This is a genomic window from Natranaeroarchaeum aerophilus (genome assembly GCF_023638055.1).
In the GTDB taxonomy this organism is placed as follows: domain Archaea; phylum Halobacteriota; class Halobacteria; order Halobacteriales; family Natronoarchaeaceae; genus Natranaeroarchaeum; species Natranaeroarchaeum aerophilum.
Genome location: NZ_JAKRVY010000001.1, coordinates 686179 through 706446, shown reverse-complemented (window position 1 = coordinate 706446; position 20268 = coordinate 686179). Strand labels below are relative to the sequence as shown.

Genomic DNA, 20268 nt, shown 5'->3' with positions numbered 1-20268 from the left:
ACATCACTCGGTACGACGACAGCAACGGAGGTCGACACGGAAACGGACGACGAGAGTGCCGACCGGAGTTTCGGCTCCGAAGACGACGATGAGATGGAGCCATGGATCGCCGACGTGCGCGATCCGATTCTCAAAGCCGAGGAACTGGTCGTCCAGTACGGTGATATTCAGGCGCTGCAGCCGGTATCAGTTGGACTCCCGGAAAAGGAAGTAACCGCGATTATCGGTCCGTCGGGCTGTGGGAAGTCCACGTTCCTGCGCTGTATCAACCGGATGAACGATCTGGTCGATGCCGCCGATATCACCGGGAGTCTCCGGTTTCGCGGTAAGGACGTCTACGACGACGATGTCGATCCGGTCGCGCTCCGGCGCAAGATCGGGATGGTGTTTCAAAAGCCCAACCCGTTTCCCAAGTCGATCTACGATAACGTGGCGTACGGGCTTCGGATCAAGGGCCAGACCGACAACATGGACGAGGCCGTCGAGCAGGCACTGAAACGTGCTGCGCTGTGGGACGAGGTGAAGGGCCAACTCGACAAGAGCGGTCTCGACCTCTCGGGCGGCCAGCAACAGCGCCTCTGTATCGCACGCGCAATCGCGCCGGACCCGGAAGTCATCCTCATGGACGAGCCGGCGAGCGCGCTCGATCCCGTCGCAACCTCACAGATCGAGGACCTGATCGCCGAGCTATCGGAGGATTACACAGTCGTGGTCGTGACGCACAACATGCAGCAGGCGGCACGGATCTCCGACAAGACAGCCGTCTTCCTCACCGGTGGCCAGCTCGTCGAGTTCGACGACACGAACACGATCTTCGAGAACCCCAAACACCAGCGCGTCGAGGATTATATCACCGGCAAGTTCGGGTAGGACAACATCTAACCCCCGCGCGTTCGTTGTCGGGGGTATGGAGCGAGATCCGGTCGAGCGTGTCGCCGACGACGATGTCGATCTCTACGAAGTCTCCTCGTGGGAGCCACGCACACGACTGGATCGGCTACTCGTCGGGACCGAAGATCGGGCACGGACGTTCTACCGGCTCCTCGTGTGGTTGGCCGCTGGACTCGCCCTCGCGTCAGTCATTGGCGTCTCCGCGCTCGTCCTCGTCGCCGAATTCCAGTTCGGCAACCTCGATGCCGTCACGGATCCGGTGGTTACCGTACTCGTGGTTCTCTCGGTCGTTCCTGCACTACTCATCGCCGCCTACATCTGGCACGTCGACGTGACGACGGGTGAACCCGCCTCACTGCTCGTCGTGACGTTCCTGCTCACGATGGTGCTCGCAGGTGCTGCGGCGCTGTTGAACGAACTCGGGAGTACGATTATCAACGTTGTCGGCGCAGCGACGTTCGGCGCGGAGGTCGTCGGGACGCCGATCATGCTCGTCCTGTTTTTCTTCCTCGTCGTCGGCCCCGTCGAGGAGACGGTGAAGCTGCTCGCGATCAGGCTGTACGCCTACCGGGACGATCGATTCGACGCCGTGATCGACGGGGCGGTCTACGGGGCAGTCGCGGGCCTCGGTTTTGCGACGATTGAGAATGCGCTCTACATCACACGGCCGCTCGAATCGGTGACCACGACGGCGGACGTGTTACAGACCGCTGGGGGGACGACGGCAGCCAGGACGCTTGCGGGACCGGGTCACGTTATCTACTCCGCTCTGGCCGGGTTCTATCTCGGACTGGCAAAGTTCAATCGGGACCATGCAGTCCCACTGGTTGCAAAAGGACTCCTGCTGGCAGCCGTTATCCACGCCACGTACAACACTGGAGCGAGCATCGTCCCGCCCTGGCTCGTCGGGACGCTCTCGCTGTCCTCGCTCTCGGCCGTCGTCATCTACGTGGTCGCGTTCGATATCGCCGCGGGCTATTTCCTGTATCTGAAGCTGAAACGGTATCAGGACACGTACCGGGCAGTCGGAGCGGGGCAGCCCGATCGCGCACCGACGCCCGAGCTGGCCGAGTTCGACGGATCGACACACACTGCGCCAACATCGACTGGTGCGGTGGCAGTCACGTCACAGCGAACACCGTCTGACCCACCCAGCGACTCGGCAACCGGCTCCGTCGAGGGACCAGGGTCGACCGGCAGTGGAGACAGAGCCACTGGATCGCCTGAGGGCACGTCTACCGACGGTGCCGAAGACGGGCCGGAGGCTGACTCGCTCGACGACTGGGAGTTTCAGTAGCCGTCCAGCATCCGTTCCGCGTACTTCGCGATGACGTCGACTTCGAGGTGGATGGGATCTCCGACCGACTTCTCTGAGAGCGTCGTCAGATCGTACGTGGTCGGGATCACTGCGATTGTGACCGAATCCTCCGTACGATCCGCCACGGTGAGGCTGATCCCATCGAGGGCGATCGACCCCTTCTCGACGACGTACTGGTCGAACTCCTCGGGGAGGGTGAAATCGAACTCCCAGTCCTCGCCGACCTGCCGAATAGCCCGAACCTCCGCGACACCGTCGACGTGGCCCTGCACGAAGTGGCCGTCCAGACGTGCATCCGCCGCGAGCGCGCGTTCGAGGTTGACGGCGTCGCCCACGTCGAGCGTTCCGAGATACGTCTTCTCGATGGTCTCGGCGGCAAGGAACGTCTCGAACCAGTGGTCGCCGTATTCCTCGACCGTGAGGCAGGCGCCACTGACACTGATACTCTGCCCGTGCGCCAGGTCCTCGGTGACTACTTCGCCCGCGATACGGAGTCGAAGCCCATCGCTGGTCTCCGTCCGCGCGGCGATCTCGCCCGTCTCCTCGACGATGCCGGTGAACATACGATCGTATTGGGATGGCCGCGACGAAAGGATTCCGTTCGCCCTCGCGTGTCATTCAATCCGGATCTCTGCGTGATAGATCAATTCGGGCTCCGACAACGGGACGAAGATAGTGCGAAGCAGCGTACACTGTTCACAATGTGTAGAACTTCTACAATGTGTAGTCCGATACTGCCTCACTCCTCGGCCAGCTCCGCTCGCGCCTGCTCGGCCACGCCGTCGAGCGCGATGCCGTTCCGACGTGCGTAGACGACCGCGGCCGTCTCGATGGTCACGCCGAGGTCGGACTGGAGGCGGTTGATCCCCGCGACGGCGTTTTGTTTTTCGATCCCCTCGTCTTCGAGCGTCGAGAGCGCCTGCTCGAAGGGTGACTGTTGCTGGATGATGTCCTCGTCGGGGACGAAGCCGTCGGGGATGGTGACCTCGGTCGGGTCAAACGTGATCTCGACGTGGCCCTCGGTACGGTCGAGCAGACCCCGACCCGTTGCGACATCGACGAGGCGAGTCGCCTGGTCCGGGGAGAACCAGTCCCGATCGAGCGACAGTGCGACGACGAACTCGTTTTCGGCGAGTCGCTCCGTCCCTTTCTGTCGGAACGGCGCGGCGACCGTGATCCGGAGACTCATGTCTCGTGAGTAGCACAGGCGCTCGGTAAACCTGCCGATTCGACCTGCAAGTCGATCCATTCAAGTGTTGCCCGGTGTTTCACCAGTGTATGGTAGACCACGGACGCTCTCTGCGAAAACGCACGGGCGGGCGACTGCGACCGAACACCGACCGAAAGAAACACCAGCTCGGCCGCGAGCCGACCGAGACCAGCGTCGGCGAGACGTCACTGCGAACCGTCGATGCACGCGGCGGCACCGTCAAGGTCCGCGCGCTCAAGATCGACACCGCAAGCGTCGCAACTGGTGACGAGACGGTCCAGGCCGACATCGAGGACGTCGTCGAGAACGACGCCGACCCGAACTACGCCCGACGAAACATCATCACGAAAGGCGCAGTCATCGAGACGAGCGAAGGTCGTGCCCGCGTCACCTCGCGACCCGGCCAGACGGGCCAGGTCAACGCCGTTCTCGTCGAGTAGCTCAGAACTGTCGTGTCGGCCCGCCGGAGTCGCCGTCGGACCCACACTCGACACAGAGTTCCGTCTTCTCCCGGTAATGGGTGTGACAGACCAGGGTACCACAGCCGCGGCACCGCTCGATCGCAGGGCTGACTTCGCAGATCCCACAGAGGCCGGTGACGCTCATACGAGTGGTACGGTTACTCACAGCCGTAAGTATCGGGGATTTCACCACACATTGGGCTGTTCTCAGCAACTGAGAATAGGCGTGTTGTTAAACCACGTACTACACCGAGATGTGGGTACACGAGCAGCGCCCGGGTGAGATAATGTCAGTTAATACACAATCCGAGGAGATCGTCGGGGAACCGTCGGGGACGAGTCAGCGGCCGGTCAACCAGTCGGCCACGTCCGAGACCCATTGCGACAGGCGGATCCTCTCACTCGACGGGGCGAGCAAACACTACGGCCCGGAGGTCGCAGTCGACGAACTGTCATTGTCGGTGCAGGATGGAGAGTTCGTCACACTGCTGGGCCCCTCCGGCTGTGGCAAATCGACGACACTCCGACTAATCGCCGGACTCGAACGTCCCGACGCCGGGCAGGTGCGGATCGAGGGCGAAACGGTCGCTGCAGCGGACGATGAGACCTTCGTTCGGCCCGAACACCGGGATGTCGGCGTCGTCTTTCAGGACTTCGCGCTCTTTCCGCACATGACCGCCGCCGAGAACGTCGCTTTCGGCATCGACGACTTGGCCGACGCCGAACGCGAGGCGCGTGTCGAGGAACTACTCGAACTTGTCGGCCTCTCTACACACTGTGATGCTCGCCCCGAGGAGCTGTCGGGTGGCCAGCAACAGCGCGTTGCGCTCGCTCGGGCGCTCGCACCCGAACCCGAAATCCTGCTGCTCGACGAGCCGTTCTCGAACCTCGACGTCGACCTGCGCGTCGAGATGCGAGAGGAGGTCCGCCGGATCGTCAAGGAGACCGGCGTCACCGCGGTCTCGGTCACCCACGATCAGGAGGAGGCCCTGTCGATCAGCGATCGCGTCGCCGTAATGGACGAGGGACAGATCGAGCAGGTCGGCCCGCCCGAAGAGGTGTTCCAGCGGCCGAAATCCCGCTTTGTCGCCACGTTCCTCGGGCAGGCTAGCTTTCTCCCCGGCTATATCCAGGGCGACGAGATCGAGACGCCGGTCGACACACTCCCCCGGGAACAGGTCCACGGCCTGCAGTCCGAGTACGACCACACCGAACTGGACGTTCTGGTGCGTCCCGACGACGTGCTGGCCTCCTGTAACTGCGATGGCGACGCCGACGGCGAGATCACCTACCGACGGTATCTCGGCCCGACGGTACTGTACAGGGTCGAACTCGACACCGGTGAGGCGCTCCAGTGCATGCACAACCACAGCGAGAAGCTGGAACTCGGCATGCGCGTCGACGTCAGTCTCGTTGCCGACCACGAGCTCGTCTGGTTCCCGATCGAGGACGACGCCGGCAGCTAGCTACGCACCCCTCGGCCACACTGTTTTGTATCCGATCCCCATAGAGTCGGACATGTACAGACGCATTTTGTTACCGACCGACGGGAGCGAGGGGAGCCAGCGAGCGATCGAACATGCCGTTGCGCTCGCCGATGAAGTCGGCGCGGCTATCCATGCCGTCTACGTGCTCAACGCGACCGAGTTCGACGAACTCGACGGAGACGCGGTCGACGAGCGAAAACACGCCGGAGAGTCGGCGCTCGATGCGGTCGAACGAGCATGCGATCGGGTCGGTATCGACCTGAATCGCGAGCTCCGGCGGGGCGTCCCCCACGAGGAGATTCTGGCGGCCGCCGAGGAGTCGGGGTCGGATGCGGTGGTAATGGGAACACACGGCCGTACTGGCATCGACCGTCTGCTCGTCGGGAGCGTCACCGAGCGTGTGATCAGGGAGTCACCAATACCGGTTACGACCGTCCGGGTTGCCGAAGAAAACCTCGCGATCGACACCCCCGAACGTGCGCTCGAACGGGCGAGAGAAGCGGTTGATGAGGCTGGATACGAGGAGATCGACGTTCTCGACGAGCCCTATCGGGGAACGAGTTTCTGGATCGTCCCAATGGAACTGGGGGGGAAGACGGCACGAGTCCACATCGATGGCTCGACCGGAAGCATCAGGATCGCCACCTCGGGTAATTAACCCCTCTATCAGCCCCGAACGAGTGGTGGATGGCGCGTCGTCAGCGCGCTCGGTGAGGAGAGCTCCAGGCGCATCTGAAATGAGGGTGCACGCCGATCGATCCGGGAGCGAGAACCACCGGCCTCGACGCGCTCGAAGCCGAGCCGTTCGTACATACCGATGGCGTGTCGGTTCGACGGCTCGACTTCGAGGACCAGCGCGTCACGACCGGCAGCCGAGGCATCCGCGATGACGTGTTTGCAGAGCTCGGTCCCGAGCCCCCGAGACTGATACTCCTGGTGAACGAAGACGGCGAGTTCGGGCTCGGGATCGTGTGTCGGCATGTAGACCGCGTGGCCCGCAATCTCGCCGTCGGCGGTGGCGACGAAATTCCCGCCGTCGGCGACGAGCGTATCGATCCACTCGACGCGACGCTCTTCAGTCAGTGGTGGGAGCCCCTGCGCACGGTCGTCGGAATCGAACTCACGATACATCTCCAGCAGCGCCTCGCGGTCCGAGGGCGCGTAGGGACGGACGGTCCACACCGACCCGGTGGTGTCGACAAACCGGGGACAGCGAGACGGGCAGTGTTCGGTCCCCTCACAGTCCGACGGGTCCCAGTACTGGCAGGTGGCTTCGGGCCTCATACGTCTGCATTGGCGAGAACGGAGGATAAACCGATGGCCCGCTCTCAGAAACTGAGAACGAGACTCAGCGGTCCGGGAGCAGTTCCGCGAGCGACACACTCCTTGTACTGTCGGGGTCGAGCGTTGCGACGACACCACTGTTCTCGGTAACTGGCGCGTGAAGCACCAGCACATCCTCGTAGCTGTAAATCGTCGCCGAATGCTCTCCGTACGGTCCGCCGACCGGACGGTAACCAGTCGTCTGTTTGAGCACGGGGAGTTTCTTTTCCGGCGGGATACCGTCCTTTGCGCCGTCGTTCATACGCTGTATCTCGATACTGTCCTCGTCGTACCGGACGACAGCGCGGAGGTCATCACCGCAAGCACGAGTCAGTCGTGTTTCGAGCGCCGAGGCGAGTTCGTCCGCAGTGTGTGAGTCGGTTGTGGAAGACATGGGTGCAGGTCGACGGGGCAGTCAGCCAGCCGTCGTGTCCGTATCGATGGTATGACGTCGATATGTATGCCGTACAGGGTGCGATCTGTGGGGATTTACGGTCGGCTCGTGGACGGGCGTCGAAGAATGTCAACTGCTGGCTCACTCGGAAATCTCTTCCGGGACAGCCATCTCCGCCTGTGGCGAGACCGATGACGAACCGCTGTCGAGGGTGACAGCACCCGGTTCCCAGCAATGACTCTCGACTCGCTCGCAGACCGATCGCAGGGCCGCGAGTGACTTCTGGTTTGCCTCCGAGGAGACGAACGTGTCGAGCGCCTGCCTGTCGGGGAACTCGAACTGGATCCGGACCGCGTTGCCATCAAGCTCTGCAAGCGGACGGAAGCCACCGAGGCGCTCGATCGCAAACCACCGGAGTACCGACTCGGCCATCGTGTTCCGGTAGGCCCGTTCGTGTTCTGGATCGACCTTGCAAGTAAGTTCGTACCGATACCCACCCCCAGTCATCGGCCGATACACCCCCATCGTCTCCCCGGTTGGCCGCAGTTCCGGAAATATGTCCGGTGTTCTGCCATACTCAGTAGTACAACAGCGTTCCCCATTGGTGGTTCGCTAAATTATTGAGGGTTTAATAGCGAACGCGGACCGGTCGAGTGGCCGAGTCGGTCGGTGGATCGTAAATAAAACAGGTTACAATGCATCGGCGTAACGTGCAGATCCCGTTATATGTCGGTAACACTTTTGAGCACGTACGCCTTTCTCCCCGGTATGACGACCGAGGACGGGCAGACGAGTCACACTCTCTACGTCGAGTTCGAGTTGAGCTCGGTCGCAGACGTAGAATGCCCCCTGGAGGCATTCGGAGAGGAGGAGGTGACACGTGTCACACAACAGTCCCTCGGTGACGATTGTCACGTCGACACGACCCTCGAAACCGACGACGGCGAGACGGAGATCGTTCACAGTACGGCCACGATGGGTGAGGACTGTCACTGTCCCGTCTTTCTCGAGTTCGATTCGATCCCGGAGATCATCGAGGTCCAGGAGGAGCACGTCGTCGTCAGGACACATCTCGCGGATCGAACGCAGCTCGCGGCGCTGGTCGACGAGCTGAAAGCGGTTACCGGTCGCCTCGCATTGCGACGACTCGTTCGCACGGACGCCACCGAGGCTGACCAGCCCCGACAGACGTCACTTGATCTATCGGAGCTGACCGAGACGGAGCGGGCTACCGCAGCCAAGGCAGTCGCCAGAGGGTACTACCGAACGCCCAGAGAGACGACCATCGGAGAGCTCGCGACAGAGGCTGGCATCTCCGATTCGGCGATGTCACAGCGTTTGAGCGCGGTCGAGTCGAAGCTGGCACTTGCCGCCTTTGCGGATACTGTCGGGTGATGGGGCCGTTCGGTTCGTGCGCGAATGGAGACAGAGAAGTCGTCGGCCGGAAACGGAGCCACTCAGAAGATCGGGACGTTCAGCGCCGCATAGAGGATCGACAGACGGAGGAATAGCCCGCCGATCAGGACGAAGCCAAACTTGGAGCCGTATGCCGCGCGCCCGACCAGCCCGTCGACGTGGGTGCCACGGCGGTGCAGGAGGATGAGCGTCCCCGAAATCAGAAGCGGGAGCAGCAGTCCGACCACCACGACGAAGCCCCAGAACTCCAGCATGAACGTCTGGGTCAACAGCTCGTAGCTCGCGGTAGCGGTGCCACCTGCACCGGCGAGATACCACAGCAGGGCAGCGAGTACACCAATCTCCCCGAGGATCACGGCGTCGTCAGCGAGACTGAACTCGTGAACGCCGGTGTCATCGACACCGAGCAGCAGCGTCGGTACGAGCGCCGTTGCGCTGATACCCATCGAGATGCCGCTGGTGAGAAAGAGCAGCGGGAGCAAGATCGGATGCCAGAGCGGGACAACCGGAGCGACCGCGCTGAGCAGCAGTGCGGTGTACACGATCAACGTCACTGCGAGGGCTCCGCCGACGATGTGGAGTGCAAGCCGGGTATCCGTGGCCGGACGGGTCCGGTCGACAATCTCGTCGATCGGGCCGAGATCGAGGCCAAACCCGCCGTCACGACCGAAGCCGAGCCAGGCGAGCTGTGCCAGTGCCGCGACGACAAACAGGATAATCACCCAGACGCCGATGGCCATCCACGATTCGATGTTGGTGAACAGCCACAGCTCGATCGCGTTGAGCGGTTCGCCCAGGTGGAACAACAACAGCAGGCCGCCAAGCGAGATCGCGGCGAAGCTAACGACCATTCCGCCCAGCGCGGTGAGTCCATACGCCCTCGATTTCGTGTCGGTGCGATCGAAGCCAGGGACGCCGCCGCTCTGCGATCGCTGGCGGAGGTAGTCCGCGGCCGCGCCAGTCAGGTACGCTCCCCCGGAGATCCCGCCGAGGAAGAGGTACGCTCCGATCATCCAGTCCCAGAACAGCGCCGGTGAGTCGTGTATCATTGGTGTATCCTCCGTAGTTATTTTGCCGTGGGCTCGCTCAGTCCCATGTCGTCGTAGGTAACCGGACCGGGCACCTGTGCGGTTTCGACGTCCTCGGGGTTGTCACCGATGTAGGTGACTTTCGGGTTCGAGGCGTCGGTCCGGAGCTTGAACGTCTCCTCCTCGTCGAACTGATCGAGGTACTGGTTCGGATCGCTGTCCTCGTCGTTGAGGTCGCCAAAGTGGATGGCGTCGACCGGACAGGCATCCTCACACGCCGTCGACTCCTGGTGGCCCTCGCCCTGCTCGCGATGCGAACAGAAGGTACACTTGCTACAGGAGCCCTCCGGTGGCGGACCGGAGACCCAGCGATCCTCGTCGTCGCGGGGCTCGCCGACGAACTCGACGCCGTCGGGCTGCTCCGAGAAGACGAACTCGTTGACGTGGTACGGACACGCGACCTCACAGTACTTGCAGCCGAGACAGATGTCGTAGTCACAGAGCACCCGCCCGTCCTCGCTGTAAAACCGCGAGTTGTTGGGACAGACGCTGACACACGGTGCGTCCTCACAGTGCATGCAGGGACGCTGGAGCGATTCGACCTGATCGGCTTCGTCGTCGCTCGTGTACTCGCGGTCCTCACGCTGGTAGCGGAAGACGTCCATCCAGAAGTCGCCCTCGTGAGTGGCGTTTTCCTCCTTGCAGGCCTCGACACACTGAAGACATTTGATACATGCTTCCGTATCGAGGACCATCCCGACCTTCCGCCCCTCGTCGTCGCTCGTTTCCTCCGCAACGACCGTATCGTCGCCGGAGCCGACACCGAAGCGCGTGCTCGCGTCTCGGAATCCCGCCCCGCCGGCAGTCGCAACACCGGCGGCCATCCCGAGAGCCGCCAGCACGGAGCGTCGGGACTTCGATTTCCCGCCGAGCGCTTGCTCTTTGACGTTGATTTCCGAGTACTCGGGGACGTCGAGGTCGAACTCGTCTTCGACCGCCTCCCGGTAGCGCTCGTGGAACTCGCCTTCCGCGAGTTCGCCGTTGCTCACACGCCGCGCGTCGCGGCTCATTTGCTTTGCAAGCTCCGTGTCGTACTCGACGTCGTCGAGAAGGTTTGCAGCGCGGTCCTCGATATCGTCGTGAGAGTCGTCGGGTATCATGGCGTTTCTGTCTCCATAGATGATCGGTCGTGATGATCGATGCTCGCAACCGGATGAAGATCCACCCGGCCGGCGTCCTATTACAATAGTACATACGGACAGTTCCCCGATTTGAATGCCGCTTGATACTGAAGTTCTTTAAGTGACACCGGGATACAGCACGACGACACCCGGGTCTGGTCTGGCCCCGGGACCGTTTCACGAACTGGGAGCGAACAGCACACTTATTGCCTGTTTCGAGTAATCCGTGATACGATGACCGAGCGTTCCCCTTCCGCCGCTGATGGGTCGACGCCGACTGATGGGCTTCGCACGACGGTCGATACCGTTGTCGCCGCCGGACAGCTGCTCGCTGATCCTCGCAAGTGCCGGATCTGGCACGAGTGCTGGCTGCAAAACGGCCTCGACGTGAAAGAGCTCGCCAGTACCGTGTCGATCCCACAGAGTACGCTGTACAACCTCACCAAAGAGATGGTCACGGAGGGGAGCCTCTACGAATCCGGGGCGGCGACCGGCCGATCGACGGTGTACAAACCGGTCTCGATGCAGATTTTCGTCTCCGAACATCCGGAGGGGATCGGACCCCAGTTCAATATTCACGGGACGCTCATCGGCGTGGTCGGCGCTGGCACCTATTCCGAGGACGTCGAGACGTTTCTGGACCGGAACAGCTACACGATGCTCGTCGAGACGATCACCGGCGTGTTGGCCCTGCTGAGCGACGATGATCCGTCGGAAACGAGCGCCCACGAACTCGTCGATGGGCTTCGACCAGTCGATGCGCAGCTGGTCCAGGGCCATATCGCGGCGGTCCTGAAACGGGAAACGGAGCTGGATAAACTCGGGCTGACGTTCCCGGAGAATCCAGTGATCCAGCCGATCGAACCGCCCGCACCCGAGTAGTTCGAGGAGATGCTTCTCACCCGGCGGGAACTCGACGGCATCTTTATTTGCCGTTACAAGAAATCTGTTACCAGCAATGCAAAATAACTCGACCAACGGGCTGGATCCCCGAGGCCGTGAGAGACGTTCGGGGCCGGACCACCGTTCCGGTGTCACTGCATCGCGTCGTCGCTTCCTCGCTGCAGGGAGCGGAGCCGCACTCGCTGTGACTGCCGGTTGTTTGTCGACGCTTCGGGACGATGGCGACGTAGTAACGTTCGGGACGCTCCCGATCGCTGCAGTTGCGGAGATACATCTCGCAGAGGAACGTGGCTACTTCGAGGACAGGGGGATCGATCTGGAGATCGAACGGATCACCGGCGCACCGCAGGCGGTACCACAGCTCGCGTCCGGGGAGCTGGATGTGGCGAGCGGTTCGATCGGCGCAAGTATCTTCAACTCGATCGCACAGGACGTCCCTGTCCAGATCGTCGCGGACCAGACCCAGTGGTGGGAGAACCAGCCCTCCGGAAACCGGATCTGGGTCAGGGAGGAACTGTACTCCGATGGGATGGCGCTGTCCGATGTCGAGGGGACGCCGACAGTAGCGATCAACGGCGAAGGGGGATCGATGGATTACGTGGTCGGCCGACTGCTCGCCAGCGAAGGGATGGGCTGGGCCGACATCGAGATCACGGAGATGCCGTTCCCGGACATGATCGGCGCGATGGCGGGGGGCGAGATCGATCTCTGTTCGATTCCGGACCCGCTCGGCCTGCAGGTCGCCTCGGAGGCCAACGCCGGACAGCTACTGTACGGATCGGAAGTCGCGCCACGAATGCAGATCGCGGGATACTTTTACGGCCAGCCGTTCATCGAGGAGCGTCCGGCGGTCGCGCGTCGATGGCTGGAGGCGTATCTGCTCGGCGTCAGGGAGTACTACGAGATGGGCGGCTTTCCAGACGAGGAGCTGGCCGGAATCATCAGCGACGCGATCGACGTCCCGGTCGGGGCGATCCGCTCGTCGATCCCATCGCTCCCACACAAAAACGGGTTCGTCAACGTCGACAGTATCATGCGACAGCAGGAGTACCACGCCTGCCGGGGGTACGTCGACGAGACCGTCGAGGCCGAGGCGATCGTCAACGAGTCGATTCTCGACGAGGCGCTGGCGGAAGTCGGCCGACTCGACGAGGCGGAAGCAACGCCGTCGGTAGCGAACATCGAGGAGTGGAGCGAGTCGGCACCCGCTCCGTACCCACCGCTCGGGGACATGACGCCGCCGTCGGAGTCCCCGACCGACGCGATCTGCGAGTAGGTGACCGACACGGCACCGAGGACGATCGATAATGATGCCCGACCCGACAGCCGACCGAACCGAGCCCCGGATCAGCGTCAGCGACGTCAGCAAGACGTACCGGAGCCGGTCCGGAGCGGTCCGCGCTCTCAGCGACGTACAGCTGCGGGTGGAAGACAGGGAGTTTTTCTGTATCGTCGGCCCGTCGGGCTGTGGGAAGTCGACGCTCCTCCGACTACTGGGAGGGCTTCTCGACAGTGATGAGGGCACCATCGAGATCCGGACCGGCGATGCGGACCGACCGACGACGAACATGGTGTTTCAGGAGTACGGGATCTTTCCGTGGAAGTCCGTCATCGACAACGTCGCGTTCGGGCTCAAAATGCAGGGCGTCCCCCGGGAGGAGCGATACGAGACCGCCAGACGGTACATCGGAAAAGTCGATCTCGACGGCTTCGAGGAATCGTACCCACATCAGCTCTCCGGCGGGATGAAACAGCGGGTCGGCATCGCCCGCGCGTTCGCGAACGATCCCGAGGTGTTCCTGATGGACGAACCGTTCGGCGCGCTCGACGCCCAGACCAAGGGGTTTCTCGTCGAGGAACTGCTGGAACTCTGGAACGAGTCGACAAAGACGGTCGTCTACGTCACCCACGACATCGAGGAGGCGATCCGACTCGGTGACAGAATCGGCGTGATGTCGGCTCGCCCCGGTCGAATCAAGGAAGTAATCGATGTCGACCTGGAACGACCACGTGGCCGGACGGAGATCCCGCTCGAACGACTCGACCGGCTCGAAGAGCGGATCTGGTCGTCGTTGAGCGGCGAGGTCGAGCGATCGATGCACGGGCGGTCGTGACCATGTACGTCCGTCGGCTCCTGTTAAACGTCGCGCCGATCGTCAGTGGCCTGCTCCTCTGGGAGCTACTGGCCCGGCTGGCGCTGATCACTCCACAGTTCTTCCCGCCGCCGACCGTCGTGCTCGACGCCGCATACACCGAGATCGTGCATGGTGAGATGCTCTACCACTTCGGCGTCAGCCTTCGCCGGATCGTCCTTGCGTTTGCCATCGGTGCATCGACCGGCGTCGTCGCCGGGTTGCTCATGGGCTGGTCCAGACAGGTCCGACTCGTGTTGAACCCCTACGTCGGTCTCCTGTACCCGGTGCCGAAGATCACGCTGTTGCCGATCTCGTTTGCCCTGTTTGGCGTCACCGAGACGGCGAGGGTGGTGACGATGAGCCTCGCCGTCTTCCTGCTGGTGTCAGTCAGTACCATGGGGGGTGTCAGAGCGATCGATGACGTCTATATCGACGCTGCGATCGACAACGGGGCCGGCACCATCGATCTGTATCGGGAAGTGTTGCTCCCCGGCGCGCTGTCACAGACCGTGTCCGGGCTGAGCCTGGGCTTTGGAATCGGCTTTATCCTGATCGTCGTGATCGAGATGGTCGCCGCCGACGCCGGGCTCGGATACGTCATCTGGAACTCCTGGCAACTGTTTACGATCCCACGACTGTACGTCGCACTGATGTTGATCAACGTCATCGGGATCGTCTTCGTCTACGGCATCGAGGCCGCAGGTGATTACCTGACGCCCTGGGAGGGCCAGTAGACGAATCTCACGGACTGAGAACCCAGAAAACACCTAATTATACCACCGACATAGGGAACGTATGAACAGCCAGGAATCGACTGACACTGCGGAGGGTGAGGGGTCCAGCGACGAGGCCGAGCGAGACGACACACAACTGGAGTTCGAGGACTCCGTCACGATCGACGCCCGAAAAGAGGAGCTCTGGGGGTTCATTTCCGAAGCGCAGAATCTCGCCCAGTGTATTCCCGGCGCGGAATCGGTCACCAGGGAGACGGAACGCCGGTACACCTGTGAGGTTACCCGCGGAATCAGCAAGATGACGATCTCGATCGACGGCGAACTGGAGATGGTCGAGATGAACGAGCCGGACTGGATCGTCGCCGACGGGGAGGCGTTCGATTCGACGACCGGAAGTCGATTCGACGTGCTCGCCGCGATGGAGATGAGCGAGGTCGAAGACGATCGAACGGAGCTGGCGTATACGGCCGAGCTATCCTACTCCGGCGGGGTCGCCTCGCTCCCGAAACTCGTCGTCCGGAAGGCGGTCACGTCGGATCTCAACAGCTACTTCGAGAACATCAGAACGGAGATCGAACCCGAACGCGCGTAGCGGATCAGGGTTCGGTATCGAGCGTAAAGTCGTCGCGAGGCTGGGCGACGCAGGTCAGTAGCTGTCCGTCCTCGACCTCTTCCTCGGACAGGTAGTCGTTGCCGTCCATCTCGACCACGTCGTTGGCATCACCATCGACTTCTGCGACACACTGCCCACAGACGCCGACCTCACACTGGTATGGCAGATCCCAGCCTTCGTCGAGTCCGGCGTACAGTAGTTCCTCGTCTTCCGGCACGTCGATCGTCGTCCCACCGGTATCGTGGCCGAGATACTCGACCGCGAACGCCTGTGCTTCCTCGACATCGTCGAGTGGGCTCCCGGATTCGTCCGGACGTTCGTCCATAGCGAAATCAGCGCGCGGTTCGGCGACACAGGTGAGGAAGGCCCCGTCTTCGATCTCCGAGTCGTCGAGATACTCGTTGCCGTCCATCTCGACGACATCGGTGGCGTCGCCGTTGACGTGGGCTTCACATTGTCCACAGACGCCGACCTCACACTGGTAGGGGAGGTCGAGGTCGGCATCGAGACCGGCATCGAGAATAATCTCGTCTTCACCGATATCGAGCGTCTGTTCGTTACGGAGGAATTCGAGTTCGTAGGCGGGGGCTTCTTCACCGTTCTCCTCGCCGTTTTCTTCGGCATCCTCGGAGACGAAATTCTCCGGGCCGTCGTCCTCACCGGTGTCGAACAGGCCAGCACAGCCGGCAAACGCCGCCGTACCGCCCGCGGCCATCCCTGTCAGTATTCTCCGTCGACGGGCGTCGGCATCGCTGTTGGGACAGTTCGCACAGTCCCCGTTCGCTTCGGAATCACAATCAGCCGCTCGGTCAGTACCTCTCTTGGCCATACCTATGTTTTGTAGCGTACTCCCTACAGGACTCGGGTGGAATATACACCTTATTAAAAGGGGCAGGGCGGAGTGGGGGTGTCGTGTGAACTCGACGAAACGGATAGATCAGCGCTAGATGATCTCGATTTCGGCCGCGGCGACGCCGACGTCGTAGAAGACACCGTCGTTGGTCACCTCGACCGTGTACTCGAGCGTGCCTTCCTCGGCGTCGTCGGGGATGATCCAGTTGTTGGACCATTCGTCGTCGTCCCACTCCTCCTCGTCTTCAGTGTCCAGTTCGAGCGTATCGTATCCATCGAGATCGACAGTCACTTCATCGAGCGTGCTGGGCCCAACCATTTCGCCGGTCGTGCCGTCGTAGACCCCGACCTTGAAGACCGCTTGCATACCGGGGCGGAACTGATGCTGGGGTGCACAGGACTGTGCAAATCCGTTCGCATCGTCGGGGATCTCCGCGGAGCCGGCGATGACGTCGTTAGTAACGACGTAGTTACGCGGGTCGTCGCCCTCGATGATCTCCAGTTCTCCCTGGTAGATGCCGACGTTGTGGTACTCGCCTTCGTTCGTTACCTCGACGACGTACTCGACCGTGCCGGGATCCTGGTCGTCGGGGATCATCCAGTTGCCGCTCCACTCGAACTCGTCGTCCTCGCCTTCCTCGCCGTGATCGAGCTCGACGGTGTCGCCTCCAATTTCGACGACCGCCTCGTCGACGGTCTCGTTGTCGACGGGATCGCCGGTTTCGGGGTCGTAGATTCCGATCTTGAACACCGCCTGCATGCCGGGCATGAACTGGCGCGTCGGCGAACACGACTGGGCAAAGCCCGTATCCGGCGCACCCGAGGATCCGGCGATCAGGTCGTCCGTGACCACGTAGTTGAGGACCTCGTTTTCCTCGTCACCGTTCTCGTCATCGTTTGCCGCGCCGTTTTCGTCGTCGTTGTCGTCGCCAGTACAGCCGGCGACAGCAACGGAGGCGAAGGCTGCGCCACCAGCTGCCATCACGCGACGGCGGGATGCACTCATTCGGCCATCAGCATCGTCGGTCGGGGTAGGTACCATTGTAGTTGTACTGTACATCCCCCAGTACTAATAAAACCACATCATTTCCGCAGATTGAGAATACCATTTCTACATTACGAATTCCTGATTACAAACAATTTGTAATTTGGTCGTTCGTGAGCAGACCTATCGGACCCCCGATATCACCGTTGAGAGCCGTTCATACCGGAACTCTCGAAAATCGGATACTGTATTACAAAATCAAGTCATACGAAAAATCTACATTAATCATCTACAATCATCGGCCAGTTCTACATACGTATTGTTTTATTGTTATTTTTGTCACGGCCCAAGAGTCGTCGGGAGTCCGCGGTCTCAGGTCCGAACCTGGATCACGCAAAACCGGTCGCACATACGGATACGTACAAGAATACGGTAGAGCAGGGACACGAACTATCGTTCGTCGACCGTCGCAGCGTCGTTAAAAAATCCTTATTTGTGAAGGCAGAGCTATAGGGAACTGCCGGTAAACAGTAAACTAGGACAATGACAGAGAAGGGAGATTCGGGAATTACGTCGACGCTGCGGGACACGTTTGAGGAACATCGGCGTGGGCGTCAGGACCAGTCAACCAACCTGACGGTGACGCCGGAGGCGGGCTACGTCGGTGACGAGATCACGATCGAGGGCTCATCGTTGCCCGAAAACCAGGGCTTCGAGCTGATCTGGCACTCCGTCAGAGGTCGGTGGGGCGTGATCGAGGGCAACGAGATTCACGGCCCACAGTATCAGCCACGGACCGAACAGATCGCGACGGTACGGACGAACGCCAGCGGCGAGTTCAGCCAGCGCTGGGAGATCCCGGAAGACTACGGCGGGGACCACACGATCGAGCTCCGGACGAGCGATGGCAACACGCTCGCTGAAGCCGAGTTCTCCGTGACCGCGTGGTTCGAGATCGATCGGACGACCGCCGAACTCGGCGAGACGTTTACCGTCGTCGGCTACGGACTCGGGCCGGGCGTCGAGCGGAGCAACTACCAGATCGCCTGGGACAACGGGATGGTCGGGTTCATCACCGGCGTCGTCAATCGCGGTACCGCCACGGCGGAAGTCCGTGCTGTCGGTCCGCCGGGCGAGCACGTCCTGCAGGTCTGGCGGAACTATCGGGGCGTTCCGTTCCTGCAGAACAACACACAGTCGCCGTTTGGCCCGGTCGCGGGTGAACGCCAGTCTACGTGGACGGTCGAGGTTACGGAACAGACCGCCACGCCGGACCCCTACTGGGTGGATCCGATGTACGACGAGGAGGTTCTGGGCGTCCATCTACCCGACCCCGATCGGGAGACGGACGCACAGCTCGAGATCAGCCCGACGTCCGGGCAGGCCGGTGACACGGCGACACTCTCCGGGAAAGCGTTCCCAGCCAACACCGAGATCGATCTGGTCTGGTACTCACACGGCGGCCACCGCCCGCTCGATATCGATATCACGCCGAACGCCAAGCCCGAGATACTACCGACGGTTACGACTGACGAGAACGGCGGGTTCGACCACGAGTTCACGATCCCCAACGAAATGGGGGCGACCCGTCCGATTATGGCGGAGATCGACGGCGAGTCGGTCGCCGTGACGGGCTTTATGATGCAGCCCAAGATCGTCGATATGTCCCCGACCAGCGGTCCGGTCGGAACCGAGATCGAGTTCGAGGTGACCGGTATCGGCTGGCCGCTCTACGAGAACGCCTACCATTTCGTCTACGACAACAAGCCACTTGGCTACATCTGCAGTCTGGACGAGGAAGACGGTATCCTTCGGACGAAGCTCCGGGCGACCGGTGAACCCGGCTACCACTTCATCGACGTGTACCCGAGCCTGTTCGAGACCGAGACCGACGAGCCGAACTTCACGACGAAACCCCATCTCTCGTACTGGGACAACCATCCAGTGCGACCACTGCCAGCACTGCACTTCGCGTTCGAGATCACCGAGTAAGCTCGGATCGATCACGCGCCGTCGTGCAGTCCTTTCGAACCATCCGTACCGCGAGACACCTGATGAACCGAGACACGCTGTACCAGGCGCTTTCCGTCGGGGTACTGGTTGGTCTCTGGCAACTGGTTCTGCATCTCGAACTCGTGCATGCGGCCGTGCTTCCCGCACCGACAACGATTCTGGCGAGTACCGTGGCGTTGCTGGGCGACGGGGAGTTTCTGCGACACTTCTCGACGAGCATGACACGTACCGTCGTTGCCGGGGGAGTTGCGGTGATGAGTGGGACGGTGATCGGGCTGGCGATGGGGTGGAACACGACGGTACGTGCGCTGTTGCAGCCGCCGATTTCGGCGCTGTACCCACTGCCAGTGATCGCGTTGCTTCCGCTTCTGGTCCTCGCGTTCGGATCGAGCGAGACCGCACTCGTTTTTACCGCTGCGTTCGGCGGGTTCTTTCTCGTCGTCTCGAACGCGAAAAACGGTGCAACAAGAATCGAGCAGGTGTATCTCGATGCGGCGCGAGATAACGGTGCAACATCCACGTACCAGCTCTTTCGGGAAGTGTTGCTACCGGGGTCGTTGCCGCTGCTTTTCACCGGCGTTCGCCTCGGGGTGAGCACGTCGTTTCTGATCGTGATCTCGGTCGAACTGATCGCCGGTGGCGAAGGGCTCGGCTATCTGATGTGGGTTGCATGGAACACGTACGCGCTCGAGGAGCTCTACGGGACGATCGTCGTGATCGGCCTCGTCGGCGTCGGGATCACGTACGGACTGGAGTATCTCCAGCACCGACTCGTGCCGTGGAACGACGACTCCACCGAGGGTAGTTTCATTTGACATCCTCCGCCGCCTCAAGCCCGCGCCACTGCACCTGCTCCGCGTATAAACCTGTGTATATTACAGAGCCACGTAGTTGGGGAAATAGGTACTATGATTGGGTATGAGCCGGACCTATCAACACTACCCCGACGGTGGAATCGACGAACGCGAGCTGGGGGAGTGTTTCGATTCCGAACTGGTCGTCCAGCTCCTGGACGACGAAGAAGCAGTCGAATTGTTTCAGACCGCAACCGAACCAATGACGATCCAGCAACTGGCCGAAGAATGTGACGTCTCACAGTCGACCGCATACCGGAAAGTCGACAAGCTCACCGAGGCAGGACTGTTGGTCGAAACGACGGCGAAACGACCTGATGGCGATCCACCAGCACGGTACAAACGGAGAGCGCCGGCTATCACTGTGACCGTTGGAGAAGACGTCGAAGTCGTCTGTGCCGATCTGCTCCCGAACCGTCTGTCGGACAATACTGTCGACGAGTGAAGTACCCCGCGCACGGTGGCGCGGG

At 61.6% G+C, this 20268-nt stretch carries 24 protein-coding genes; 14 read left to right on the top strand and 10 right to left on the bottom strand.

All coding sequences use genetic code 11. The annotated features are described in order from the left end of the window. Window positions 1-93 precede the first annotated feature (93 nt). A complete protein-coding gene (pstB, locus tag AArcSt11_RS03630) occupies window positions 94-870 on the top strand; it encodes a phosphate ABC transporter ATP-binding protein PstB (RefSeq protein WP_353617686.1) in 777 nt (258 codons plus the stop codon). A gap of 37 nt (window positions 871-907) precedes the next feature. Beyond that, window positions 908-2188, top strand: coding sequence for a PrsW family intramembrane metalloprotease (locus AArcSt11_RS03625; protein ID WP_250594705.1), 1281 nt, complete (start codon window positions 908-910; stop codon window positions 2186-2188). On the opposite strand, the gene AArcSt11_RS03620 is transcribed toward AArcSt11_RS03625, so the two are convergent. Then, the gene (locus AArcSt11_RS03620; RefSeq protein WP_250594703.1) at window positions 2182-2772 is read right to left on the bottom strand and encodes a riboflavin synthase; all 591 of its coding nucleotides are present in this window, start codon (window positions 2770-2772) and stop codon (window positions 2182-2184) included. The genes AArcSt11_RS03625 and AArcSt11_RS03620 overlap by 7 nt on opposite strands. Window positions 2773-2948: 176 nt before the next feature. After that, a complete protein-coding gene (locus AArcSt11_RS03615; RefSeq protein WP_250594701.1) occupies window positions 2949-3398 on the bottom strand; it encodes a DUF2240 family protein in 450 nt (149 codons plus the stop codon). An 89-nt stretch (window positions 3399-3487) separates the two neighbouring features. On the opposite strand from AArcSt11_RS03615, the gene AArcSt11_RS03610 reads away from it, so the two are divergent. After that, complete coding sequence (locus tag AArcSt11_RS03610) at window positions 3488-3859, top strand: 30S ribosomal protein S8e (protein WP_250594699.1); 372 nt, start codon at window positions 3488-3490, stop codon at window positions 3857-3859. Between the two features lies 1 nt (window position 3860). Here AArcSt11_RS03610 and AArcSt11_RS03605 read toward each other — a convergent pair whose 3' ends face one another. Next, entirely contained in the window at window positions 3861-4025 is a 165-nt protein-coding gene (locus tag AArcSt11_RS03605) for a hypothetical protein (RefSeq protein WP_250594697.1), read from the bottom strand. Between the two features lie 142 nt (window positions 4026-4167). Between AArcSt11_RS03605 and AArcSt11_RS03600 the strand changes: the two genes are divergently transcribed. Together AArcSt11_RS03600 and AArcSt11_RS03595 are read left to right on the top strand one after the other, a co-directional pair. Beyond that, window positions 4168-5346 carry an ABC transporter ATP-binding protein gene (locus tag AArcSt11_RS03600; protein ID WP_250594695.1) on the top strand — a complete coding sequence of 393 codons (1179 nt, stop codon included), beginning with the start codon at window positions 4168-4170 and terminating at the stop codon, window positions 5344-5346. Between the two features lie 52 nt (window positions 5347-5398). Then, window positions 5399-6025 (top strand): universal stress protein, encoded by a 627-nt coding sequence (locus tag AArcSt11_RS03595; protein ID WP_250594693.1) that lies wholly within the window; start codon window positions 5399-5401, stop codon window positions 6023-6025. A gap of 8 nt (window positions 6026-6033) precedes the next feature. On the opposite strand, the gene AArcSt11_RS03590 is transcribed toward AArcSt11_RS03595, so the two are convergent. The 3 genes from AArcSt11_RS03590 to AArcSt11_RS03580 form a co-directional block, all read right to left on the bottom strand. Then, entirely contained in the window at window positions 6034-6651 is a 618-nt protein-coding gene (locus tag AArcSt11_RS03590) for a GNAT family N-acetyltransferase (protein ID WP_250594691.1), read from the bottom strand. A 64-nt stretch (window positions 6652-6715) separates the two neighbouring features. Further along, a complete protein-coding gene (locus tag AArcSt11_RS03585; protein ID WP_250594689.1) occupies window positions 6716-7084 on the bottom strand; it encodes a DUF7522 family protein in 369 nt (122 codons plus the stop codon). Window positions 7085-7225: 141 nt separating this feature from the next. Continuing rightward, complete coding sequence (locus tag AArcSt11_RS03580; protein ID WP_250594687.1) at window positions 7226-7591, bottom strand: hypothetical protein; 366 nt, start codon at window positions 7589-7591, stop codon at window positions 7226-7228. A gap of 261 nt (window positions 7592-7852) precedes the next feature. On the opposite strand from AArcSt11_RS03580, the gene AArcSt11_RS03575 reads away from it, so the two are divergent. Then, window positions 7853-8479, top strand: a complete 627-nt coding sequence (locus tag AArcSt11_RS03575; RefSeq protein WP_238478031.1) for a helix-turn-helix domain-containing protein — start codon at window positions 7853-7855, stop codon at window positions 8477-8479. A 62-nt stretch (window positions 8480-8541) separates the two neighbouring features. Here the strand turns inward: AArcSt11_RS03575 and nrfD are convergent, their stop codons facing one another. Both nrfD and AArcSt11_RS03565 read right to left on the bottom strand, forming a co-directional pair. Further along, window positions 8542-9549: an NrfD/PsrC family molybdoenzyme membrane anchor subunit gene (gene nrfD, locus AArcSt11_RS03570; RefSeq protein WP_250594684.1), complete on the bottom strand. Its 1008-nt coding sequence runs from the start codon at window positions 9547-9549 to the stop codon at window positions 8542-8544. Window positions 9550-9566: 17 nt separating this feature from the next. Beyond that, window positions 9567-10688 (bottom strand): 4Fe-4S ferredoxin N-terminal domain-containing protein, encoded by a 1122-nt coding sequence (locus AArcSt11_RS03565; RefSeq protein WP_250594682.1) that lies wholly within the window; start codon window positions 10686-10688, stop codon window positions 9567-9569. 255 nt (window positions 10689-10943) lie between these two features. Here AArcSt11_RS03565 and AArcSt11_RS03560 point away from each other — a divergent pair, with 255 nt between their 5' ends. From AArcSt11_RS03560 to AArcSt11_RS03540, 5 genes are all read left to right on the top strand, one after another. Then, complete coding sequence (locus tag AArcSt11_RS03560; RefSeq protein WP_250594680.1) at window positions 10944-11591, top strand: hypothetical protein; 648 nt, start codon at window positions 10944-10946, stop codon at window positions 11589-11591. Window positions 11592-11667: 76 nt separating this feature from the next. After that, window positions 11668-12888, top strand: coding sequence for an ABC transporter substrate-binding protein (locus tag AArcSt11_RS03555; RefSeq protein ID WP_250594678.1), 1221 nt, complete (start codon window positions 11668-11670; stop codon window positions 12886-12888). Window positions 12889-12919: 31 nt separating this feature from the next. After that, window positions 12920-13726 carry an ABC transporter ATP-binding protein gene (locus AArcSt11_RS03550; protein ID WP_250594676.1) on the top strand — a complete coding sequence of 269 codons (807 nt, stop codon included), beginning with the start codon at window positions 12920-12922 and terminating at the stop codon, window positions 13724-13726. Between the two features lie 2 nt (window positions 13727-13728). After that, a complete protein-coding gene (locus tag AArcSt11_RS03545) occupies window positions 13729-14481 on the top strand; it encodes an ABC transporter permease (RefSeq protein WP_238478037.1) in 753 nt (250 codons plus the stop codon). 61 nt (window positions 14482-14542) lie between these two features. Continuing rightward, complete coding sequence (locus AArcSt11_RS03540) at window positions 14543-15073, top strand: SRPBCC family protein (protein WP_250594674.1); 531 nt, start codon at window positions 14543-14545, stop codon at window positions 15071-15073. 4 nt (window positions 15074-15077) lie between these two features. Here the strand turns inward: AArcSt11_RS03540 and AArcSt11_RS03535 are convergent, their stop codons facing one another. Beyond that, window positions 15078-15923, bottom strand: a complete 846-nt coding sequence (locus AArcSt11_RS03535) for a 2Fe-2S iron-sulfur cluster-binding protein (protein ID WP_250594672.1) — start codon at window positions 15921-15923, stop codon at window positions 15078-15080. A gap of 114 nt (window positions 15924-16037) precedes the next feature. Beyond that, window positions 16038-16988, bottom strand: a complete 951-nt coding sequence (locus tag AArcSt11_RS03530; RefSeq protein ID WP_250594670.1) for a hypothetical protein — start codon at window positions 16986-16988, stop codon at window positions 16038-16040. A gap of 486 nt (window positions 16989-17474) precedes the next feature. On the opposite strand from AArcSt11_RS03530, the gene AArcSt11_RS03525 reads away from it, so the two are divergent. The 3 genes from AArcSt11_RS03525 (at window position 17475) to AArcSt11_RS03515 (ending at window position 20243) form a co-directional block, all read left to right on the top strand. Then, window positions 17475-18923, top strand: a complete 1449-nt coding sequence (locus AArcSt11_RS03525) for a hypothetical protein (RefSeq protein ID WP_250594668.1) — start codon at window positions 17475-17477, stop codon at window positions 18921-18923. A gap of 62 nt (window positions 18924-18985) precedes the next feature. Further along, window positions 18986-19759, top strand: coding sequence for an ABC transporter permease (locus tag AArcSt11_RS03520; protein WP_250594666.1), 774 nt, complete (start codon window positions 18986-18988; stop codon window positions 19757-19759). A 103-nt stretch (window positions 19760-19862) separates the two neighbouring features. Continuing rightward, window positions 19863-20243, top strand: coding sequence for a winged helix-turn-helix domain-containing protein (locus AArcSt11_RS03515; RefSeq protein WP_250594664.1), 381 nt, complete (start codon window positions 19863-19865; stop codon window positions 20241-20243). Window positions 20244-20268: the final 25 nt, after the last annotated feature.

Bases quoted from the DNA above. Each gene is read 5' to 3' on its own strand.
- pstB (WP_353617686.1), top strand. From the start codon at position 94: ATGGAGCCATGGATCGCCGACGTGCGCGATCCGATTCTCAAAGCCGAG.
- AArcSt11_RS03625 (WP_250594705.1), top strand. From the start codon at position 908: ATGGAGCGAGATCCGGTCGAGCGTGTCGCCGACGACGATGTCGATCTC.
- AArcSt11_RS03620 (WP_250594703.1), bottom strand. From the start codon at position 2,772: ATGTTCACCGGCATCGTCGAGGAGACGGGCGAGATCGCCGCGCGGACG.
- AArcSt11_RS03615 (WP_250594701.1), bottom strand. From the start codon at position 3,398: ATGAGTCTCCGGATCACGGTCGCCGCGCCGTTCCGACAGAAAGGGACG.
- AArcSt11_RS03610 (WP_250594699.1), top strand. From the start codon at position 3,488: ATGGTAGACCACGGACGCTCTCTGCGAAAACGCACGGGCGGGCGACTG.
- AArcSt11_RS03605 (WP_250594697.1), bottom strand. From the start codon at position 4,025: ATGAGCGTCACCGGCCTCTGTGGGATCTGCGAAGTCAGCCCTGCGATC.
- AArcSt11_RS03600 (WP_250594695.1), top strand. From the start codon at position 4,168: ATGTCAGTTAATACACAATCCGAGGAGATCGTCGGGGAACCGTCGGGG.
- AArcSt11_RS03595 (WP_250594693.1), top strand. From the start codon at position 5,399: ATGTACAGACGCATTTTGTTACCGACCGACGGGAGCGAGGGGAGCCAG.
- AArcSt11_RS03590 (WP_250594691.1), bottom strand. From the start codon at position 6,651: ATGAGGCCCGAAGCCACCTGCCAGTACTGGGACCCGTCGGACTGTGAG.
- AArcSt11_RS03585 (WP_250594689.1), bottom strand. From the start codon at position 7,084: ATGTCTTCCACAACCGACTCACACACTGCGGACGAACTCGCCTCGGCG.
- AArcSt11_RS03580 (WP_250594687.1), bottom strand. From the start codon at position 7,591: ATGACTGGGGGTGGGTATCGGTACGAACTTACTTGCAAGGTCGATCCA.
- AArcSt11_RS03575 (WP_238478031.1), top strand. From the start codon at position 7,853: ATGACGACCGAGGACGGGCAGACGAGTCACACTCTCTACGTCGAGTTC.
- nrfD (WP_250594684.1), bottom strand. From the start codon at position 9,549: ATGATACACGACTCACCGGCGCTGTTCTGGGACTGGATGATCGGAGCG.
- AArcSt11_RS03565 (WP_250594682.1), bottom strand. From the start codon at position 10,688: ATGATACCCGACGACTCTCACGACGATATCGAGGACCGCGCTGCAAAC.
- AArcSt11_RS03560 (WP_250594680.1), top strand. From the start codon at position 10,944: ATGACCGAGCGTTCCCCTTCCGCCGCTGATGGGTCGACGCCGACTGAT.
- AArcSt11_RS03555 (WP_250594678.1), top strand. From the start codon at position 11,668: ATGCAAAATAACTCGACCAACGGGCTGGATCCCCGAGGCCGTGAGAGA.
- AArcSt11_RS03550 (WP_250594676.1), top strand. From the start codon at position 12,920: ATGATGCCCGACCCGACAGCCGACCGAACCGAGCCCCGGATCAGCGTC.
- AArcSt11_RS03545 (WP_238478037.1), top strand. From the start codon at position 13,729: ATGTACGTCCGTCGGCTCCTGTTAAACGTCGCGCCGATCGTCAGTGGC.
- AArcSt11_RS03540 (WP_250594674.1), top strand. From the start codon at position 14,543: ATGAACAGCCAGGAATCGACTGACACTGCGGAGGGTGAGGGGTCCAGC.
- AArcSt11_RS03535 (WP_250594672.1), bottom strand. From the start codon at position 15,923: ATGGCCAAGAGAGGTACTGACCGAGCGGCTGATTGTGATTCCGAAGCG.
- AArcSt11_RS03530 (WP_250594670.1), bottom strand. From the start codon at position 16,988: ATGGTACCTACCCCGACCGACGATGCTGATGGCCGAATGAGTGCATCC.
- AArcSt11_RS03525 (WP_250594668.1), top strand. From the start codon at position 17,475: ATGACAGAGAAGGGAGATTCGGGAATTACGTCGACGCTGCGGGACACG.
- AArcSt11_RS03520 (WP_250594666.1), top strand. From the start codon at position 18,986: ATGAACCGAGACACGCTGTACCAGGCGCTTTCCGTCGGGGTACTGGTT.
- AArcSt11_RS03515 (WP_250594664.1), top strand. From the start codon at position 19,863: ATGAGCCGGACCTATCAACACTACCCCGACGGTGGAATCGACGAACGC.